Below are 19,952 nucleotides of genomic sequence, written 5' to 3'. Positions count from 1 at the left end.
AGGATGACATCAACCAAATATGGAGGGCCGGTTCACCGGCCCTTTCAAGCCGCCCGGGCACCGGTGGCGGGAGGTTGCGAACACATCTCGATCCGGGTTCAATCAGCGAGCCGACTCCGGCCTGCCGACAGGAGACCCTGGTGGGGAAGACGCTGACCCAGAAGATCTGGGAAGAACACCTGGTCCGCCGCGATTCCACCGGTGAAGACCTTCTTTATGTCGATCTTCACATGCTCCATGAGGTGAACACACCGCAGGCGTTCGACAGCCTCCGGGCCGCCGGTCGCACGGTGCGACGTCCGGAACTCACCGTAGCCACGGAAGACCACAACACACCAACGGTGTCGACCAGTCGGGCCATCCAGCGTCCCGACGCCCTGGAGCAGTCTTCATTGCTGCGGAGCAATTGCGCGGAGTTCGGTGTCCGCCTGCACCGGCTTGGCGAGCCGACTCAGGGAATCGTGCACGTCATCGGCCCGGAACTCGGCCTGACCAGGCCCGGGATGACGATCGTGTGCTGCGACTCGCACACCACCACCCAGGGCGCGTTCGGCGCGCTCGCGCTCGGAATCGGCACCAAGCAGGTCGAGCACGTCCTCGCGACGCAGACCCTGTCGATCCGCCGTCCGGGCGACATGGCCGTGACGGTTTCCGGCCGGCTACCCGACGGGACCACGGCCAAGGACCTGGTGCTGGCGCTGATCGCACAGATCGGGACGGCCGGCGGCCAGGGACACCTGATCGAGTACCGCGGCGAAGCGATCAGCCGGATGTCGATGGAAGGCCGGATGACGCTGTGCAACATGTCGGTCGAGGCCGGCTCCCGGGCCGGCGTGGTCGCGCCGGACGAGACCACCTTTGACTATCTTCGGCACCGGCCGGGAATGCCGACCGGCGCGGACTGGGCCGCTGAGCTCGCCTACTGGCGGACGCTGGTCTCCGATGACGACGCCACGTTCGACCGCGAGGTCGACATCGATGCCTCGGCGTTGACTCCCTACGTGTCCTGGGGCACCAATCCGGCGCAGAGCGTCTCGCTCGACGGCCGGGTCCCGGCGCCGACCGCGTTCGCCGACCCGGCCGAACGGACGGCCGCCGAACGTGCGCTGGCGTACATGGACCTGCGGCCAGGTCAGCTGATGCGCGACCTCGCGGTCGACACGGTTTTCGTCGGTTCCTGCACCAACAGCCGGATCGAGGACCTCCGTGCGGCCGCGGCCGTACTGCAGGGCCGCAAGGTCGCCGACAGCATCCAGATGATCATCGTTCCGGGCTCGGCGGCGGTCCGTCGGCAGGCCTGCGCCGAAGGGCTCGACGCGGTGTTCACGGCGGCTGGCGCGGACTTCCGGCCGGCCGCCGGCTGCTCGATGTGCGCGGCGCTGAACGAGGACCGTCTGCGGCCAGGCCAGCGCGCCGCCTCCACCAGCAATCGCAACTTCGAGGGCCGGCAGGGACGCGGCTCGCGTACCCATCTGGTCTCGCCCGCGGTGGCGGCGGCGACCGCGGTCGCCGGTACCCTCGCCGCGCCCACCGACCTGTGACGGAGGTTCACGTGCAGGCGCTCACCGTCCACACCGGCACCGCGATGCCACTGCGCCGGAGTGACGTCGACACCGACCAGATCATCCCGGTGCGTTTCCTCAATCGTTCGTCGCGCACAGGTCATGCGGACTCGCTGTTCGCCGACTGGCGCCAGGACCCGAAGTTCGTGTTCAACCGACCGGAACACCACGGCGCCACCGTTCTGGTCGCCGGCCGGGACTTCGGCACCGGATCCTCGCGGGAATACGCCGTCTGGGCGCTGCAGAACTACGGGTTCCGAGTCGTGCTCGCGCCGCGTTTCGGCGATATCTTCCGCGAGAACGCCCTGCTGAACGGGCTGGTCGCGATTGTGCTGCCCGCCGTCGTGATCGAACAGCTGTGGACCGTCGTGACCGCCGAGCCGGCGACCGCGCTGACCGTCGACCTGCTGCGGCAGCAGGTGGGATGGGCCGGGCATCGGTGCCGTTTCGAGATCGACCCGCGGATGCGGGCCAGGATCCTCGCCGGAACCGACGCGATCGACGACACGATGCTCCACGCCGATCTGATCACCAGCTACGAAGCGGGTCGCCGCCGCCTGCTGCCGACAACCCGCTGAGTCGGCGGGCACCGGCCATGAAGATCTCGCAGTGCTCGGCTCTGGTAGCGGCATCGGACAGCGGCAGCTTCACCATGGCCGCACGCCGTCTCGGCATCAGCCAGTCGGCCGTCAGCCACGCGATCGCGGCCATGGAGGCCGATCTCGGCTGCGCACTGCTCGAACGGGGGCGAGGCGGGGCACGCCTGACCGATGCCGGACGAGCTGTGATCGACCATGCCCGGGCCGTCGTCACCCAGGCCGAGCAGATCCGCCGGGCGGCACGGCTGGCCAGGGACGGAACGGACGGAACCATTCGCTTCGCCACCAGCCAGAGCTTCACCAGCGGCTTCCTGCCCCGGGTGATCGACGTCCTCCGCGTCGAGGCCCCCCGGCTGCGGGTGGAGCTGAGTGAGGGCACCGACCAACAGATCGCCCGCTGGCTTCGTCAGCGCACGGTGGACGTCGGTGTGGTGACGATGCCGAAAACCGACCTGAGCACCGTTCCACTGTGGCGCGACGAGTTCCAGCTGCTCGTGCCGACGTCCCACCAGCTGGCCGCACTCGACGCGGTCGATACCCGCGCGGTGGCCGAGCACCCGCTGTTGCTCCCGGTGGGTGCGGTCGAGCCCTCCGTGCGTGCGGCGTTGCGGCTGGTCGGGCTGGAACCGACGGTCAGCTACCGGATGAACGATCTGAACGGGCTGCTGGCGATGGTCGCCGCCGGTCTCGGCATCGCGATCCTGCCGGCACGGGCCGTGTCGTCGCTGCCCGCCGGGGTGAGCGGGGTGTCGCTCACCCCGGCGGTCTACCGGGAGGTCGCGCTGGGCGTTCCCACCGGCGGGCGTCAGTCGCGGTCGACCCTCACCTTCGTCGACGTCGCCCATCGGGTCGTCAGGCAGCTGGAGCGCCCTCCGTCGTCGCCGTCTCGCCCGCGCCAGCCGGGCGGGTCGGAGCGGCCCGCACCCCCAGGACGGTGCAGCCAGCGTCCGTCATCACCCGATGCACGCTGCCAGGCGCTTTGACGACGATGTCGCCCACGCCGTACCGGCTGCCGTCGTCCTCGATGAGCTCGCCGGCGAGGACGAACATCAGCTCGTGCCCGAGGTGCTCGTGCAGGTCGCCGTGCGCGCCGGGGGCGAGGCGGGTGAGGAAGGCGGCTACGCCGGAGGACGGCGGGGACGCCGCTGACGGGGTCGGCGGGTTCGACGGGTTCGACGGGGTCGACGGGGGCAGGCCGGTCGACGGGGGCTCGGGGAACAACGCGAAGACCTCAGCACCTTTCCGGTCCGGCTGGAGCCAGGTCTGCCAGTCGAGTCCCGCCAGATTCGCCTCGGACAGCAGGTCCCGGAAGACCACGGTGCCGGGCACGGACTCCGAAACGCGGCTGAGCTCCGATGTGGTCATGAGATCTGGTCGTTCACGAGCTCTGATGTGGTCACGGTGTGATCGCTCCTGTCGTGCTCGATGGGTCGTGACCCGGCCCAACGCCGATGGCCGGGCCGGGCAGTGCGGTGCAGCGCGGTGCGGTGCGGTGCGGCGCTCAGGCAGGCCAGCTGGCGGTCAACGGAGCGCGACGGCGGGCACGTCCCGCGCCGAACGTCTCTGCGTCGGGGCCTGCACCGTCATACCCGCCAGGGCGTCGCGGGCGATCGCGTCGGCGTCCCGGGTGAACTCGTTCCAGCTGCCGGGGCGGCCGCTGCCGACCAGAGTGAACCAACGCGTGTGCTCGGCGGGGATGCCGAGCACATACAGGCCGCGATCCGGCCGGCCACGGCGGTCGATCGGGTGGTAGGGCGACTGGGTGACGGCGACGCCGCCGGTCCGGAAGGCGTCGGGACCAGCTCCGTTGGTGAACTCGGTCCAGACTCCCCGACGTACCAGGTTGCGGGTGAGGATCGACCGGTCACGGTTGATGTCGGTGGTCGGAGTCCGCGCGTCGATGAGGGTCTCGACGGCCACGATCGAATCGGCCACCGCCGGTGAGGACAGGGTGAAGCAGCCGCGCCACTCGTCCGTGCCGACCTGGAGGTCCGGACCGACCACCCGCAGCAGGCCGGCGTCTCGTAGCGCCTGCGCCTGCCGCAACCGCGACCTCGGTGGGCCGGCTGCGAGCAGCGCGCTGCGCGGCGCGAACCAGGACAGGAATCCGTCGCGGTGCGAGTCCGGGGTGAGGCCACCGAAGTCCACGATCTCCCGGACGACCCAGCGGGTGTCGCGCAGTACGTCCAGCGCGGCCTTGATCGGGTCGGCGTAGTTGCCCCGCTCGGCGCGCTCCAGGTCGCGGCGCAGGTACTCGGTCAGCGCCCGATCGAATTCGTCGGGGTGGTCGAAGGTCGCGCCGACGAACGGCCGGCACAGCCGTTCGAAGTCGAGTGGCGGCATCGGCTCCCGCAGCAGCGGCCGCGCGAGCTCGCTCACCGGCGGCACGGCGGTCGCCGCGATCCGGCCGGCCGCAGCGGTCAGGAACGCCGCCGCCTCGGCGTCCCCCTGCTCACGCAGAGCGGTCTGGTAGTAGACGAGCTCGATCTCGGCGATGATCCAGGGAAGCATGTGACGGGTGAAGTCCAGGGTGCCGAAGTCGTGGCCTCTCGTGACGTTGGCCGTGGTGAAAACGGTCGGTGTGAAGGCGAGTTCGGATGATTTCTGGTTACGCCCTCGAGCCGGCAGCGGCATGCCGCTGCGTGAACCGCCGTACAACCGTGGCTCGCGTCCGCTGGGCAGGTAGACCAGGTGCCCGTCACCGTCCTCGCGGAAGCGGCCACCCCGACCGAGGGTGAACGCCAGCATGAGGTCGTAGAAGGTGAGGCCGAGCCCCATCACCCCGACCGCCGAACCGGCCGGCACGGTATCCAGCGGGAGATCGGCCGGCGATTCGCCGGGAAAATACCGTAGGTTCGGCCGCGTCGCGGCGAACCTTTCATAGACCCGGTGGCGGCCGGTCTGTTCGAGTTGCGAATGACCGGTGGTAAGGACGACCCGGTCGACCAGCAACGCATTTCCGCCGGAAAGATCAAGCCGATACCCGTCCGTGGTCGGCTCGATGTCCTCCACCATGGCGGGGACGCGGTGCGTCACCACGTTCCCGGGTAGCGCCCGCTCGACGGTGTCCAGCACGAACCGCAGGTAGCGGGCGTGTAGCCGCCGTGGCGCGTAGCCGTCCGGCCCGACGTAGTCCTCGGCGTTGTCGCGCCACCACTGCGCGAGCGACGGCCCTGCCCCAGGCCGCGGCGGGCCTTCGTCCGGCGGGCCGGAGAACATCGTCACCTCCCGGCACACGGTGTTCATCAGAAACCACTGCGGCTGGTCGGTGCGCCAGACTCGGCCGCAGCCGACCTCGACGCCGTCGATCAGATAAAGATGGACGCCTCGATCGACCGGCGAGGCGAGCAGCCGGCTCGCCAACCGCTCCAGCACGCTCATCCCGCGGGGACCACTGCCGACAACCGCTATCCGATAGTCCGGCGCCCGGTCGGTGCTGCCGGGTGCCGTCGGACCAGCGAGGCCGGGCAGGCGCCCACCCTGCGCCCCGGCTGGCCGGGCCCCGCCGTCGGATACGGCGCCGGATACGGCACCGGCGGACCCCTCGAAGACCGTGGTGGAATCGGAATCCAGGTCGGTGGCCTGCCGTCCGCTGTGGCGCCACGCGTCTCGTCCCATATCTTCGCCTCGACTTTCATGTCGTTCCGGCACGACGAGGCTAGTTCGGCCGGGGCCGGCCACACAACAGCATTTCACTCATCTTTCCATCGAGATCCCTCATGGTTGCAAGGCGCGATTTTTCGTCGCCCGACTGCTATCGTCCGATGTCGAATGAATGTGAATACCGGGGTTCACCGACCGTCTCGCCCGGCCTCGCCGGCCGGATAGTCGGCAACGCCGACGACGCCCACGGCACGAAACAGGAGATCCTCATGACGGGTACCGCCGCACTCCTGGTCATGGATATGATCAACGATGTCATTCATCCGGCCGGGCAGTACGCCCACCACGGGTACGCCGCGCAGGTGGAGCAGCGCGGGGTCCTCGACCGGACCGTCGAGGCGATAGAGCGGTTCCGTGCGGCCGAGCTGCCCGTGATCTACGTCGTGGTGGGTTTCTCGGCCGACTACTCAGAATGGCCGGAAAGGTCACCGGTGTTCGCCGAGGCACGGCCGGCGGAAAAACTGCGGCTAGGGACGTGGGCGACCGAGATCCATGACCGGCTGCCGCGAGCCGCTGGCGAACCGGTCATCGTCAAGCACCGAATCAGCCCGTTCTACGGTACCGAGCTGGCGTTGCGGCTTCGTACCTGGGGAGTGGACAAGCTCATGCTCAGTGGCGTGTCGACCGACCTGGTGGTGCTGTCGACCGCCCGCGAGGCTCACGACCGCGACTTCGATGTCGAGGTACTCGCGGACGCGACCGCCAGCCTGAGCCAGGAGCTTCACGAGGCCGCGCTCACCCTGATCGCGCGTACCGCGACCGTCACCACTGTCGACCAGGCATTCGCCGGACAGCCCGGGCCGGCGCCCAGGAGCCGCCGAAGCAGAGCAGGAAGCCCCGCCCCGTCACCAACACCTTGATCACAGCCCGGCCGGCTCAGTCTCCCAGCCGGCGCAGGCGGGCGGTCGCGTCATGCAGGACGTCCTCCCGCTTGCAGAAGGTGAAACGGACCTGGCTGCGACCCGCGTCGGGGTCGTCGTAGAAGACCGAGTTGGGGATGGCCACGACGCCGCAGCGTTCGGGGAGCGCGCGGCAGAATGCGTAGGCGTCCTTCTCGCCGAAAGGCGTGATGTCGGTGGTGATGAAGTACGTGCCCTGCGGCTGGTAGACCTCGAACCCGGCCGCGCGCAGGCCGTCACCGAGCAGGTCACGCCTACGGCCGAGATCGGCGCGGAAACGGTCGAAATACGAGTCGGGCAGCCGTAGCGCTTCGGCGATCGCGTACTGGAAGGGTCCCGCGCTGACATACGTCAGGTACTGCTTCGCTGTCCGGACGGCGGAGACGAGCGGGCCGTCCGCCGTGACCCAGCCGACCTTCCATCCGGTGAAGGAGAAGGTCTTCCCGGCCGAGCCGATGGTGACCGTGCGGTCCCGCATTCCGGGCAGGGCCGCGATGGGATGGTGCGTGCCCTCATAGACGAGGTGCTCGTACACCTCGTCGGTGACGACGAGCAGGTCATGGTCGACGGCGAGGGCGGCGATGGCGCTCTGTTCGCCGGCGGTGAGCACCATCCCGGTCGGATTGTGCGGGGTGTTGAGGAGAAGGAGACGGGTCCGCGGGGTGATCCTGGCGCGCAGCTCGTCCAGATCCGGGCGGAAGGACGGTGCTCGCAGGGTGAGCGGTACCCGCTTCGCGCCGGCCATCGCGATGCAGGCGGCGTAGGAGTCGTAGAAGGGCTCGAAGGCGATGACCTCGTCGTCCGGCTCCAGCAGCGCCAGCATGGCGGCGGCGATGGCCTCGGTGGCGCCGGCGGTGACCAGGACCTCGGTGTCGGGGTCGAAGCCGAGGCCGTAGAAGCGCCGCTGGTGGTCGGAGATCGCCGCGCGCAGCTCCGGGATGCCCGGGCCCGGCGGGTACTGGTTGCCCTTTCCCTCCCGCAGCGCACGGACGGCGGCCTCGCGGATCTCCTCGGGCCCGTCGGTGTCGGGGAAGCCCTGGCCCAGGTTGATCGCCCCGGTCGCCGTCGCCAGTGCCGACATCTCCGCGAAGATCGTCGTCCCGAGTCCGTCCAGCCGGCGGTTCAGCAGGGGCCTGGCGTTCGGCGGCGGGCTGGGTTTCAGCGGTGGCCTGGCGTTCATGTCTTCACCGTTCTCAGGACGAGGCCCTCGTGCAAGCCCACTCGCTGGGCCTGGCGCACCGCGGGAGTCATCTCCTGCCCGCCGCTGGGTTCGATCGTCTGCCCGGGCTGCGGCGCACGCAGGCGGCGACGCCGCGGACCGCTGCACCTGGAGCAACATCCACCTAAAATCTCTATACCTATAGGTCGCGGGTGTGGATGGGTGGGCGTCGGATGGCTAGCGCGGCTCTACCAGGGCCAACAACCGCAGGTACCGGTCCGGGTGAAACCCTCGGAACCAGTGCCGGCGACGGGTCCGACGTGGGCTCGGGCCCGGCCGGCGACCGGACCGGCGGACGACCCACGGGACGGATCCACGGCGTGCTCCTCTGGATCCTGACGTTGATCGCCTCGCTGGCCGCGATCGCGGGAGCCGTGGGGGCCGGCGAGTCACTCGGCGACTCCGCCATGGATCTGCTGCCCGGCGTGGCGCTGTTGTTCAGCCTGGCGCACGGTTCGTATTCGGCCGGCTGGCGGGGCATCGGCGCCTTCTTCGGAATCAGCTACGTCGTCGCGTTCGCGCTGGAAGCGAGCAGCGTGGCCAGCGGGTTCCCGTTCGGCTTCTACGAGCACAACACCGGCGGGCCGCGCCTGCTGGACATTCCGCTGGTCGTCCCGATCGCCTATTTCGGCTACGGCTGGATCGCCTGGGTGCTGGCCGCCGGAATCGTCCGTTCCACCCCGGCCCGGCCGACCGGTGCCGAACGTTTCACGACGCCGCTCGTCGCGGCCGTGGTTCTCGCCGGCTGGGACTTCACCTTCGACGCGGTGTTCGCCACGGTCAACGCCCGGTACGACTACCGCCACCCCGGCGGGTTCTACGGGGTGCCGATCTCGAACTTCCTCGGCTGGCTTCTCACCGGCTGGGTCATCTTCCAGCTCTTCGCCCTCGTCGAATCCAGAGTTTCCCGCGACCGGCCGGCGAGCACCCAGGCAGCCCGAATCCTCCCGAGCGTGGTGTGGGCACTGCCTGTCCTGCCGCTGCTCGGGTTCTACCTCTCACCGCCGCCGGGCGAGATCACCGTGGGCGACCGGACCTTCGTGATCGGCGACATCTACGGCACCGCCTTCGTGACGGGCCTGATGACCCTGGGCTTCGTCGCCGTCCTGGCCCTGGCCAGGACAGCGCGCCGCTGACAGCCGAAAAGAGGCCCTCCGGAGTGTGTCCACTGAACCGCCGCGGCGAGGCCACATGACCGCGCAGGCCAGCCGGGCGGCGGTGTTCGCCCGGCTGCACGACACCGGTGTCTTCGTCGTGGCCAACGCCTCGGATCCGGGCTCGGCCCGGCTGCTGGGCGGCCTCGGCTTCCCGGCCCTGGCCACCACCAGCGCCGGGCTGGCCTTCGCACTCGGCCGGCCGGACGCCAGCAACCTGCTGCGCCGGGACGAAGTGCTGGGCAACGCCGCGGCGATCGCCGCGGCCACCGACCTGCCGGTCTCGGCCGACCTGGAGAGCGGCTACGGCCAGACCCCGCAGGACGTCGCCGAGACCGTTCGGCTCGCCGCGGCGGCCGGGCTCGTCGGCTGTTCCATCGAGGACGCCACCGGGGTGCCCGACGCGCCGGTTCTGGACCTCGCCGAGGCGGTCGACCGGGTCGCCGCCGCGGCCGCGGCCGCACGCGGGCTGCCGTTCGACTTCGTGCTCACCGCCAGGTCGGAGAACTTCCTCTACGGACGGCCCGACCTCGCCGACACCATTGCCCGGCTGCAGGCCTTCGAGCAGGCCGGGGCCGACGTGCTCTACGCCCCGGGCCTGCCGGACGCGGCTGCCGTCCGCGCCGTCTGCTCGTCGGTCGGCAGGCCGGTGAACGTCCTGGCGAGCCCGGCCCTCGGGCCGGTCGCCGAGCTGGCCTCGCTCGGGGTGCGGCGGGTCAGCCTCGGCTCGGCGTTCGCCCGGGCCGCTCTCGGCGGGCTGCTCACGGCCGCCACCGAGGTCATCGAGCACGGCACGTTGGGCTTTCTCACCGGCGCCCCCACCTACGCCCGGTTGAACAGCCTGCTGCGGAACTGAGCAATGGCAGCCCCGAGCTGCAGGTCAGAAGGCCGGCAGGATGGGCGGCTGGGCGCTGTCGCGCCGGGCATCCGCAGGACGCCGGGCCACCAGGCCTGCGGGAGGCGGGCCTACCAGGCCTGCAGGAGGCGGGCCGGGTCATAGCTCGGCAGGCCCGGTACCTGGGTGGTCGTCCGGGTGACGGCGATCGGGGGCGCGGTGTCGCCACCGGGAACGCTGACCCGGTCCCGCAACAGGTGGTCGAGGTCGGCCTGGCCGAACGGCTCACTGTCCCGCCATTTGATCGAGCCGACGAAGGTCACCTCGTTCGCCGCTCCATGCGGCCGAACACCGACCAGATCCACCTCGGGAATCTGGCTGCGCGGCCACCAGCCGCCCACGGAGTCGGCGCCGCCAAGCACAGGATCATCGATGGCGAGTCGGGTGAGTGCCTGGCGGACCAGCGGCTCGACGGCCCGGCCGCAGTAGGCCGCCCAGCCGCCGGCCACCCTGGCCTGCGCCAGGTCCGGCCGGCCGCGCTGGATGTCGACCACCGCGCTTTCCAGGAAGCGCAGCCAGAACCGGAGGTAGGGATCGGCAACGCGGTAGCGGGATGCTGTCCCGGCCCGAGCCGCCAACGGGCGGTCGACCGCGATCACCTTCTTGACGGCCAACAGGTCCAGCGAGCGGGTGAGTGGTGTCGACGCCACGCCGGCCCGGGACGCGATCGCGGAGAAGGCTCGCTCCCCGGCACCGATGGCCCGCAGCACGCCACTCGCCTGCAGATCACGGGGGAACTCCGCGTCGAGGATCCGCTGCCCGGTGACGAGGAGCTCGGAGTTGTCATCCGAAAGCTGTTCGGTGAGAAAGGCGGAGAGGCCACCGAGTCGTCGCCATTCCAGCAGCAGCCGGGGATAGCCGCCGGTGATGAGCTGGGCGTCGAACGCCTCCGCGGCACGGGTGCCGTCACCGTCGAGCTCGAGCATCCGGGCGGTGTCGCCGACGGAGAACGGTTCCACGACCATTTCCCGCGCCCGCCCGAACAGCGGCCGGTCATGGCCGGTGAGCATCTCCATCACGGCCAGGTCGCTGCCGATGATGACGAACAGGACGGGGCGGGCCTCGAAAAGCCTGTCCCACAGCTTCTGCAGTGTGCCGTCGATTCCCGGGTCACGTTCCAGCAGCCATGGAAACTCGTCGATCACGATGATGGACGGCCCGGCCGCGGGGAGGGCCGCGTGAACGGCGCGCAGCGCCTGCTCCCAGCTGGTGAACCCGCCCGCCGTCAGCCCGTCGGCACCGGGCAGCGTGCAGTCCAGGCGTGCGTCCTCGACGAACCCGTCGAGATCGCGTTGGAGGGTGGCCTGGCGCGAACCGGTCGCGAACAGCTGCGGAAGACCGGACCGGCGGACGAACTCACCGATCAGCCTGGACTTGCCGGCCTGCCGGCGCCCTCGCACGCTGACCAGCCGGCCCCGGCCGCCACGCACCGCCTCGAGGTGGGCACCCAGCCGCGACAGTTCCTCGCCCCGCCCCACGAAGTCCTCACGCACACGACAAGACTAACATCGATGTTACCGACACTGATGTTACCGACACTGATGTTAGTAACGCCGGCCGGCGTTGACGAGGGCCGCGGTGGCCGCGCGGCGACGACTCCTCGAGTCGCGGCTCCGGCCGGGCGCCGCCGCGACTGGCGTTGCCCGCAGGCAAGAGCGGAGGATCGCGGTCGTCCGGACGACCGCGATCCTTCACTCCTCGACCTGCCGCAGCGATCTACCGCTGTTGCCGCCGCTGCTGCCGGACAGGATCTGAGGATTGCGATCGCCGGAACAACCAACATCCTCATCAGGTCCTGCGCGGTAGCAGCGGCAAGATCCGACAGGCGCGGGCCCGCGCGGTCCGGCTGCTTCGCCGGGTGCGGCATACGATCCACCGAATGTAGGCGCTGTGCGCCGCCAGCAGCACCATCGGTCCGGTGGGGCGGCTGCCGGCAGCCCACGGTGATCGGGTGTGCGGGGAGGTGGCGTTTCGGTGACGGTGACGGAGGCCGGTGGGCCTGGCGGCGCGGCACCGAACGGCGCCTGGCCGGGCGGGGCCGTACCGGACGCGCCCGGCGTTCCGAACGGGGCGGTCTCCGGCCCCGGGCAGCAGGTCAGCGGGGTTGTCGGGCGGGTGATGGGAACCGAGCAGGCCACACCGCTGCTGTTCCACGTCGCGCTGGCCGAGGGGAACTACCTGCAGCTCGACGATGTGGTCGTCACGGTGCGCCAGGTGCCGGGGGTCGGGCCGGTGATGACGGCCGGGGTGGTCACCCAGGTGGAGGCGCGGCACGAGGGCGCGTCGTTCGACTCGGACGTCTTCCTCATCGCCGACGGGGTACTGCCCGCGCAGGTGCAGGAGATCGCCGAGGTCACCACCACCCGGGTCGAGCCGGAGATCTTCGTGCCGCCGCGGCCCGGTGAGCTGGTCCGGCGGGCGACCGGTGACGAGCGGGCGACGGCGCTGTACTTCGACCAGATGGACCGCCCGATCCCGGTCGGGCTCGGCCGGGACGGCACTCCGATCTACGTCAACCTGGAGTTCCTCAACGGCACCCGCGGCGCGCACGTGTCGATCAGCGGCATTTCCGGGGTCGCGACGAAGACCAGCTTCGCGCTGTTCCTGCTCTACTCCGTGTTCCGCAGCGGCGTGCTCGGCCGGGAGGCGGTGAACGCCAAGGCGCTGATCTTCTCGGTAAAGGGTGAGGACCTGCTGTTCCTGGACCACCCCAACAGCCGCATCGACGAGAACGTCCGGGCCGTCTACGCGCAGCTGGGGCTGCCGGCCGAGCCGTTCGCCTCCGCCGGTTTCTTCGCCCCACCGCTGCCCGGTGACACCGGTGGCCGGCCGCATGTCACCGCCCGGACGTCCGGTGTGCAGGCGTTCTGGTGGACGCTGCGCGAGTTCTGCGCCGACGAGCTGCTGCCGTACGTGTTCGCCGACGCGGAGGACGACCGCAACCAGTACACGATCGTCGTGCACCAGGTGACGAACCGGCTGCGGCTCGACGCGCGGCCCTTCGGCGCGGACGGTGCGATCACGGTCGAGGGCCGGACCCTGCGGACGTACGACGACCTCGTCGACTTCGTCATCGACCGGGTCAACGACGACGCCACCCGCGCGGTGTGGGCGGGGCCGGCGACGGGCACCGGCACGGTCAACGCGTTCGTCCGCCGGCTGCGCTCGTCGCTGCGGGCGCTGCGCGGGCTGATCAGGGCCGATCTGCCCGACAGCCCCGGCCGCCGGGTGAGCACCACCGGCCAGCAGGTCACGGTCGTGGACCTGCACAACCTGCCGGAGCGGGCGCAACGGTTCGTGGTCGGAGTGGTTCTCGCCGACGAGACCCGGCGCAAGGAGGAGGCCGGGCCGGGCGGGCTGCTGTTCACCATGCTCGACGAGCTGAACAAGTACGCCCCGCGCGAGGGCGCCAGCCCGATCAAGGACGTCCTGCTCGACATCGCCGAGCGCGGCCGGTCGCTGGGCATCATCCTGATCGGCGCACAGCAGACCGCGAGCGAGGTGGAGCGGCGCATCATCGCCAACAGCTCCATCAAGATCGTCGGCCGGCTGGACACGGCCGAGGCCGGCCGGCCCGAGTACGGCTTCCTGCCACCGGCGCAGCGCTCCCGGGCGACCCTGGCCAAGCCGGGCACGATGTTCGTCTCGCAGCCCGAGATCCCCGTCCCGCTCGCGGTCTCGTTCCCGTTCCCCGCCTGGGCGACCCGACCGTCGGAGACCGACGGCACCGGGCCGGCAGCGCCGGCCACGACGAGCGGCCCGGGAGGGACGCACGGCGGGGCGGGAGCGAACGGTTCCGCGGAACCGGGCGGCTCCGCCGGGCCGGGCACGCCGGCCCGGCCGGACCCGTGGAACCTGCTGCCCGACCCCGACGACCCCCTGCCGTTCTGACCTGCCTTTCTGACCCGCTGCCGATCTGACCCGCCCGGCCACGCCCGTCCCGCCGAGAAGGACCGCTGCCATGAGGTTCCTGCACACATCCGACTGGCATATCGGGAAGTCGCTCAAGGGCCGCAGCCGGCTCGACGACCATGAGGCGGTCCTGCGCGAGATCGTCGGGATCGCCCGCGCCCACGAGGTCGACGCCGTGCTGGTCGCCGGCGACGTCTACGAGTCGGCCGCGCCGTCGGCCGAGGCACAGAAACTCGCGATCCAGGCGCTGCTCGGGCTGCGTGGCACCGGAGCCGAGGTGATCGTCATCGCTGGGAACCACGACCATGCCAGGTCCTTCGAGGCGTACCGCCCGCTGATGGCGGCGGCGGGGATCACCTTCGTCGGCACCCCGCGCCGGGCGGACAAGGGCGGGGTGATCTCCTTTGTGGCCCGCGGCAGCGGCGAGCCGGTACGGGTGGCGGTGCTGCCGTTCCTGTCCCAGCGGTACGCCGTCCGGGCCGTCGAGCTGGTGACGCAGACCCCGGCCGAGCAGACGGGCCGCTACGACCAGGCGGTGCGGGACCTGCTCGCCAGCCTCGCCGCGGGCTTCGCCGACGACGCCGTCAACGTGGTGCTCGCGCACCTCACCGTCGTCGGCGGGAGGTTCGGGGGCGGCGAACGGCTCGCGCAGTCGATCTTCGACTACTTCGTGCCGGCGACCGCGTTCCCCGCCGACGCGCACTATGTGGCCCTCGGGCACCTGCACCGCCGGCAGACGCTGCCGGCGCCCTGCCCCGTCGAGTACTGCGGCTCACCGCTCGCCCTCGACTTCGGCGAGGAGGAGAACACCCCCGTGGTGCGGGTCGTCGAGGCGGCACCGGGGATCCCCGCCCGCGGGATCGACGTCCCGATCGCGGCCGGGCGCCGGCTGCGAACGGTGCGCGGCACGGTCGCGGAGCTCGGCGACCAGGCCGTCGAGTACGGCGACGCGCTGCTGCGGGTGCTGGTGCGCGAGCCGGCCCGGGCCGGGCTGCGGGACGAGGTGCAGGAGCTGCTGCCGAACGCGCTCGAGGTCCGCATCGACCCGGAGTTCGCGCGGCCGGTGGACGGGGACCGGCCCAGCCGCCCGTCCAACGGCGGGCAGCGCGGGCCGGCCGAGCTGTTCGGTGAGTACCTCAGCGCCCAGGGCGTCGCGGACGAGCGGGTCGAGGCGCTGTTCGCCGCCCTGCACGACGAGATCGTCGGAGGGCAGGGCTGATGCGTCCCGTACTGCTGGAGATCGCCGGGTTCGGTTCGTTCCGCGACCCGGCGACGGTGGATTTCACCGAGGTCGACTACTTCGCGCTGGTCGGGCCGACCGGGTCGGGGAAGTCCACGGTCATCGACGCGATGACGTTCGCGCTGTACGGCTCGGTGCCACGGTGGAACGACCGCCGGCTGGTGTCACTGGCCCTCGCCCCGACGGCGGTACGCGGCACCGTCCGGCTGGTCTTCGACGCCGCCGGTGCCCGGTATGTGGTGGCCCGGGAGCTGCGCAGGTCCGCCAGCGGCTCCGTCTCCGTCCGCGGCGCGCGGCTGGAGAAGCTGCTCGACCCGGGCGGGCTCGGCGCGGCCGGCGAGGCGACCGAGGTCGTCGCGGCCGACTCCGAGGTGACCGGGGCCGTCGAGGCCCTGCTCGGGCTCGGCTTCGAGCACTTCTGCTCCTGCGTGGTGCTCCCGCAGGGCGACTTCGCCGAGTTCCTGCACGCCAAGCCCGCTGACCGGCAGCGGATCCTGACCAGGCTGCTCGGTCTCGGCGTCTACGACGAGGTCCGGACGGCGGCCGCCGGCCGCGCCGGTGACCGCCGGCAGCGGGCCGCGGTGCTCGACGAGCAGCTCGCCGGCTACCAGGACGCCACCGAGGACGCCGAGCTCGCCGCCGGCAGCCGGGTGGACGCGCTGACCGCCCTGACCGGCGAGGTGGACCGGGCCCGAGCCGAGCTCGCCACCCACGCGAACGTCGCCGCGGACGCCACCGCCGAGCTGGGCCGGGTCGAACGTGAGCGCGACCTGCTCGCCGCGATCCGGGCGCCGGGGGACGTCGTCGAGCTGACGGCCCGGCTGGCGCGGGCCGTCGCAGCGGCCGGCGACGCGACCCAAGCCCGGCAGGAGGCCGAGCGGACCGACACCGCCGCCCGCGCCGCGGTCGCCGCCGCGCCCGACCGCGTTCCCCTGGAGCAGGCCCGCCGCCACCACGACGGCCTGGCGACCGCCCTCACCGATCTCCCTCGGGCCCGGGCCGCGCACGTCGCCGCGCGGGACGAGCTGACCCGGGTGGCGCAGGCCGTTGCCGGCGCCCGAAGCGCCCGTGAGGCCGCCGCCGCGGCGCGGGACGCCGCGGAACGGACCTCCCAGGCACTGGCTGACGAGGTCGCCCGGCTGCGAGCCGAACGTGAGCTGCTCGCCGCCGTGCGCACCCCGGCGGGCGTGGTCGAGCTGGCCGGGAAGCTGCGTGCCGCCCGGCACGACGCCGACCGCGCCGCCGAGCGCCGCCACGACGCCGAACGGGCCGACGACGACGCCCGCACCGCGCTCGCCGCCACCCCCGACCGCACCATGCTGCAACGCGCCCGCGCCGACCACGACGATCTCGCCCGCCAGCTCGTCGCCCGCGCCGAAGCCGAATCCGTCCACACCGCGGCCCGTGCCGACCGGGACACCGCGGTCGCCGCCGTCGAGATCGCTCGACAGCTCCGCGACGAGGCCGCGCGGGCGCTGGAACACGCGCGAACCGCTGATCTGGCGGGTGCGCTGCGCTCGCACCTCGTCGCGGGCGAACCGTGCCCGGTGTGCGAGCAGACCGTCGTCACCCTGCCCACGGCCGGCAGCCGGCAGCCGGCCGGCCCCCAGGCCACGGGCGACGGCCAGCCCGCAGGCGACGGCCAGCCGGGGGCGCCCGCGGCCCTCGCGATGGCGCAGGCGGCGCTGGATGACGCCACCGCGGCCCTCGACCTCGCGAACGAGCGCGCGACCGAGGCCGACCGCACCGAGCTCGCCGCCGGCCTGCAGGCACACCAGCTGGGCGCACGCGTCAACGACCTGCGGGCTGCCCTCGCCGACGCCCCGGACTCCGCCGGCGTCGACGCGGGACTCACCGAGATCGCCCACCGCGAGCAGGAGGTAGCCCGGACCGGGCAGGAGCTTGCCGCGGCGCGCCGCGCGGCGGACCAGGCCGGTCAGGTGGTGACCCAGCTCGCCGCGGCGGAGACACAGGCTCGCGCCGCACTGACATCCGCCCGCGACCCGCTGGTCGTGCTCGGCGCTCCGGTCCTCACCGACGAGCCCGCGGATACCGGACCCGGGCCCGGTATCGGTGCCGGTGGCAACGGCGATGGCGATGGCGATGGCGATGGCGATGGCGGGGGCGATGGCGGGGGCGGGAGCGGATCGGACCTGGCCGGAAGCTGGGCGCGGCTGGTCGCCTGGGCCGAGGACCAGGCAACCGGGCGGGAAGCGCGGCTGACCGCCGCCGCCGTCGAGGAGACCGCGGCCCGCGCCGCCCGCGACGACGCCCGGCGCGCATACGACCACGCCGACGCGGCCGCCGGGCAGGCGGAAGCCGACCAGCTCGCGGCGGTCGGTGCCGAGCGTGACGCGGCGGTCGGCCTGGCATCCACCGAACGCCAGGTCGCCGAGCTGCGTGCGACGCTCGCCGGTGCCCCTCCCGCCGATGAGGTGACGGCGGCGCTCGCCGAGCTCGACCAGCTCGACCGGGCGGTCACGGAAGCGGACCAGGGCCTGCGCGCCGCCCGGGCGGACGCCGATGCCGCCGAGGCCGGCCTGCGCGCCGCGCAGCGGGCCCGCGGCGACGCCCAGACCGTGCTCGCCCGCGCCAGGGACACCGTCGTCGCGCTCGGCGCGCCCACGGTCGACGGCCAGGATCTGCTCGCCGGCTGGACGACGCTCACCAGCTGGACGGCAGCCGAGTCGTCGGCGCGCGAGCGCGAGCTGCCCGGCCTGCGCGCACAGGTCAGCCAGGCCGAGCAGGCCGGGCAGGCGGTGACGCGAGCGCTGACCGAGGTCCTCGTCGCGCACGGCATCCCGCTGCCGAGGCAGGACAGCCCGCCGCCGCAGCGGCAGCCACGCGGCGGGATCGTCTCCGACGCCGTGCCACGGCCCAGGCCAGGCGGGCGGTCCGTCGGAGATGCCGCGGCCCAGGCGACGTCGTCCGCGTTGGAACAGGCGAAAGCCGAGCTTCGTCGGGTCACCGAGCGACGTGCCAAGGCCGCCGCGCTGCGTGCCGACCTGGCCCGCGCGCGGGAGGAGGAGCAGGTCGCACACCAGCTCGATCTTCTGCTGCGCTCGAACCGGTTCCAGCGATGGCTGGTCGCCGCGGCGCTGGACACATTGGTCTCCGACGCGTCGGTCACCCTCGCCGAGCTGTCCGGCGGCCAGTTCGAGCTGACCCACGAACAGGGCGAGTTCCTCGTCGTCGACCACGCCGACGCCGACTCGCGCCGCCTGGTACGGACCCTGTCGGGTGGGGAGACGTTCCAGGCGAGCCTCGCCCTGGCCCTGGCCCTGTCGGCGCAGCTGACGACGATGGCGGCGGCCGGCGCCGCCCGGCTCGACTCGATCTTCCTCGACGAGGGCTTCGGCACCCTCGACGACTCCACCCTGGACGTCGTCGCGACCGCGCTGGAGAACCTCGCCAGCGGCGGGACCAGCGCCGGCCGCGGCCGGATGGTCGGCATCGTCACCCACGTCGGCGCTCTCGCCGAACGGGTGCCGGTACGCTTCGCCGTCACCCGTGACCAGCGCACCTCCACCATCCGGAGGGAGTCCACGTGAGCGATGACAGCCACCGGCGGACCACCGCCGCAACGACCGTGTCCGCGGTGCCGGCCCCGCGAGCCGGCGTGGGCGGGATGCGGTTCAGTGTCGACGCCTGGGACCCGAGCTACGGCACCTCCGTCGCCGACGACGGCCTGAAGGAGTCGAAGACGCCGGCCAACGCCGGCGTGGAGGTGCCGGTGCCCGCCTGGCGACCGGTCCCCACCCCGGCGGCCCGCGGTCTCGCTGTGACGCCGCCGTCCGCGGTGCTGTTCGTCGACGGTGTGCGCCGTGTCGAGGCCCGGGCCTGGATCCACGAGACCGAGCCGGCCGGCGCCCCCGCGGCCGGCGCCCCCGCGGCCAACATCGCCGCGGCCAACATCGCCGCACCGGCCATCTGCGCCTCCTACGCGGGCGGTGTCGTCTGCTGCTGCGGCGCCGGTGCCCACCTGCTGGCCGCGCATGTGCGCCGCGGCCTATTCACGTCGGCCCGCCAGGCCGGCGACGTCAGGACCGCCGAGGGCACCTACCACCTGCATCAGACGGACGGCGCCGGCCCGGACGACCTGAACCTCGCCCTCCAGCGGGAGCTGCGCGGACTGGAGATGACCACCGCCCTGGGCGCCCACCGCGACCTGCGGGCCCACCACCCGTTCCAGGCCACCGAAGCCCACGGGGCCGACGGAGCTTTCACGGACGCGCTGCTGGTCGTCGACGGCCCCCTGCATGCCGGCGCACTCCCCCGCACGCTGGGCTTCGTCAAGACCCATCACTCGTCCTACCTGGAAGGCCCGCCGCTGGCCGTCGTCGGGCGGCTGGGACCGGGGRAACGCACCCCGGTGTTCACGGTGGGGCGCAGCTGGGATCGCCCGAGCTGGTACCTGCGCCTGCCCTGCCGCCCCGGCGCGCCCTGGGCGGGCATCGTGCGGGTCGAGTGCGGTTCCGGCACGTCCGTCGAACATGCCGTCGAGCTCGCGGACCTGAGCCAGGCCACGCTGCCCCGGTTCGCGTCCCAGGAGTTCAAGGACGCCCGCGCCCCGCAGAACCTCTACCCCATCGCCGGCCTGGAACGAACGCTACGCCGCCGCCTCGGCGACGCCCAGCTGCTGTACCGCTCCCTGCGCCGCGGCGCCACCGCCTGACCGACCCCGCAACATCACCGAGAGTGATCTCGCGAGGCTGCTGACGTCCGCCATCGGCATCGTGCGACCGAGGCCACCTGCCCGGAGCAGCGGTTCGTCGTGTCAGCTCCTACAGGTGAGTCGTAGCAATCTGC

The 19,952-nt window shown here is 72.2% G+C and carries 13 protein-coding genes and 1 pseudogene; 10 read left to right on the top strand and 4 right to left on the bottom strand.

Annotated features, from left to right (window positions below; all coding sequences use genetic code 11):
- Positions 1–140 precede the first annotated feature (140 nt).
- The 3 genes and pseudogenes from leuC to CcI49_RS25975 form a co-directional block, all read left to right on the top strand.
- Positions 141–1,541 (top strand): 3-isopropylmalate dehydratase large subunit, encoded by a 1,401-nt coding sequence (gene leuC / locus CcI49_RS25985; protein ID WP_076830116.1) that lies wholly within the window; start codon positions 141–143, stop codon positions 1,539–1,541.
- 11 nt (positions 1,542–1,552) lie between these two features.
- The gene (gene leuD, locus CcI49_RS25980; RefSeq protein ID WP_054569126.1) at positions 1,553–2,140 is read left to right on the top strand and encodes a 3-isopropylmalate dehydratase small subunit; all 588 of its coding nucleotides are present in this window, start codon (positions 1,553–1,555) and stop codon (positions 2,138–2,140) included.
- Positions 2,141–2,157: 17 nt separating this feature from the next.
- Positions 2,158–3,000: pseudogene (locus CcI49_RS25975) on the top strand (LysR family transcriptional regulator); the annotation flags it as partial.
- Between the two features lie 13 nt (positions 3,001–3,013).
- Here the strand turns inward: CcI49_RS25975 and CcI49_RS43585 are convergent.
- Together CcI49_RS43585 and CcI49_RS25965 are read right to left on the bottom strand one after the other, a co-directional pair.
- Positions 3,014–3,526, bottom strand: coding sequence for a cupin domain-containing protein (locus CcI49_RS43585; protein WP_076830113.1), 513 nt, complete (start codon positions 3,524–3,526; stop codon positions 3,014–3,016).
- Between the two features lie 156 nt (positions 3,527–3,682).
- On the bottom strand, positions 3,683–5,779 hold the full coding sequence (locus CcI49_RS25965) for an FAD/NAD(P)-binding protein (RefSeq protein ID WP_083749708.1): 2,097 nt from the start codon (positions 5,777–5,779) through the stop codon (positions 3,683–3,685).
- A 254-nt stretch (positions 5,780–6,033) separates the two neighbouring features.
- Here CcI49_RS25965 and CcI49_RS25960 point away from each other — a divergent pair, with 254 nt between their 5' ends.
- Positions 6,034–6,684, top strand: a complete 651-nt coding sequence (locus tag CcI49_RS25960) for an isochorismatase family cysteine hydrolase (RefSeq protein WP_158230813.1) — start codon at positions 6,034–6,036, stop codon at positions 6,682–6,684.
- Positions 6,685–6,700: 16 nt separating this feature from the next.
- Here CcI49_RS25960 and CcI49_RS25955 read toward each other — a convergent pair whose 3' ends face one another.
- Positions 6,701–7,903, bottom strand: coding sequence for a pyridoxal phosphate-dependent aminotransferase (locus tag CcI49_RS25955; RefSeq protein ID WP_054568713.1), 1,203 nt, complete (start codon positions 7,901–7,903; stop codon positions 6,701–6,703).
- Positions 7,904–8,262: 359 nt separating this feature from the next.
- Here CcI49_RS25955 and CcI49_RS25950 point away from each other — a divergent pair, with 359 nt between their 5' ends.
- Complete coding sequence (locus CcI49_RS25950) at positions 8,263–9,078, top strand: carotenoid biosynthesis protein (RefSeq protein ID WP_241840242.1); 816 nt, start codon at positions 8,263–8,265, stop codon at positions 9,076–9,078.
- A 55-nt stretch (positions 9,079–9,133) separates the two neighbouring features.
- Positions 9,134–9,952, top strand: coding sequence for an isocitrate lyase/phosphoenolpyruvate mutase family protein (locus tag CcI49_RS25945; RefSeq protein WP_076830105.1), 819 nt, complete (start codon positions 9,134–9,136; stop codon positions 9,950–9,952).
- A 110-nt stretch (positions 9,953–10,062) separates the two neighbouring features.
- Here CcI49_RS25945 and CcI49_RS25940 read toward each other — a convergent pair whose 3' ends face one another.
- Entirely contained in the window at positions 10,063–11,484 is a 1,422-nt protein-coding gene (locus CcI49_RS25940) for a DUF234 domain-containing protein (protein WP_241840241.1), read from the bottom strand.
- A 481-nt stretch (positions 11,485–11,965) separates the two neighbouring features.
- Between CcI49_RS25940 and CcI49_RS25935 the strand changes: the two genes are divergently transcribed.
- The 4 genes from CcI49_RS25935 (at position 11,966) to CcI49_RS25920 (ending at position 19,818) form a co-directional block, all read left to right on the top strand.
- Positions 11,966–13,882, top strand: a complete 1,917-nt coding sequence (locus CcI49_RS25935; RefSeq protein WP_116437502.1) for an ATP-binding protein — start codon at positions 11,966–11,968, stop codon at positions 13,880–13,882.
- 70 nt (positions 13,883–13,952) lie between these two features.
- The gene (locus CcI49_RS25930; protein ID WP_054568717.1) at positions 13,953–15,122 is read left to right on the top strand and encodes an exonuclease SbcCD subunit D; all 1,170 of its coding nucleotides are present in this window, start codon (positions 13,953–13,955) and stop codon (positions 15,120–15,122) included.
- Entirely contained in the window at positions 15,122–18,694 is a 3,573-nt protein-coding gene (locus CcI49_RS44235) for an AAA family ATPase (RefSeq protein WP_076830102.1), read from the top strand. The genes CcI49_RS25930 and CcI49_RS44235 overlap by 1 nt, the downstream gene beginning before the upstream one ends.
- Positions 18,691–19,818 carry a hypothetical protein gene (locus CcI49_RS25920; RefSeq protein ID WP_083749707.1) on the top strand — a complete coding sequence of 376 codons (1,128 nt, stop codon included), beginning with the start codon at positions 18,691–18,693 and terminating at the stop codon, positions 19,816–19,818. Before CcI49_RS44235 ends, CcI49_RS25920 begins: the two co-directional genes overlap by 4 nt.
- Positions 19,819–19,952: the final 134 nt, after the last annotated feature.

It is taken from the genome of Frankia sp. CcI49 (assembly GCF_001983215.1).
GTDB lineage: Bacteria > Actinomycetota > Actinomycetes > Frankiales > Frankiaceae > Parafrankia > Parafrankia irregularis.
The sequence above is the reverse complement of the archived record's forward strand: the minus strand, read 5'-3'. Positions and strand labels throughout refer to the sequence as shown.